The sequence below is a fragment of the Streptococcus sp. HPH0090 genome (assembly GCF_000411475.1).
In the GTDB taxonomy this organism is placed as follows: Bacteria; Bacillota; Bacilli; order Lactobacillales; family Streptococcaceae; genus Streptococcus.
Genome location: NZ_KE150467.1, coordinates 22,365 through 22,954, shown reverse-complemented (window position 1 = coordinate 22,954; position 590 = coordinate 22,365). Strand labels below are relative to the sequence as shown.

Genomic DNA, 590 nt, shown 5'->3' with positions numbered 1-590 from the left:
GTTAAGGTTCAAGCTAAAGATGCTAACGGTACTGCTGTAGAAACAACTTACACACCTAAGATTACTCCAGTAGTTCCAACAGGTGAAGATGTTACATCAACAGATATCCAAGGTAAGACACAAACAGGTAAACCTAAGTTTACAGAAGGTGATCCAAGTGTACCAATGGATGATGATGTTCCAGCAACATTCGAAGATGGTTCAACAACTAAGACTATCCCAGGTGAAGGAACATACACAGTAGCTCCAGACGGAACTGTAACATTCGTACCAGAAAAATCATTCACAGGAACAGGAACAGGTGTGACTGTTAAACGTGTAGATAAGAATGGTACACCAGTAACAGCTAAGTACACACCAACTGTTACACCTATCACACCAACAGCAGAACCAGTAACATCAACAGATATTCAAGGTCAAACACAAACAGGTAAACCTAAGTTTACAGAAGGTAATCCAAGTGTACCAATGGATGATGATGTTCCAGCAACATTCGAAGATGGTTCAACAACTAAGACTATCCCAGGTGAAGGAACATACACAGTAGCACCAGACGGAACAGTTACATTCGTACCAGAAAAATCATTCAC

1 protein-coding gene is annotated in these 590 nt (G+C 40.7%); it reads left to right on the top strand.

Annotated features, from left to right (window positions below):
- Positions 1 to 590, top strand: a 590-nt coding sequence (locus HMPREF1481_RS10945; protein ID WP_016466562.1) for a CshA-type fibril, incomplete at both ends; no start/stop codon positions are given.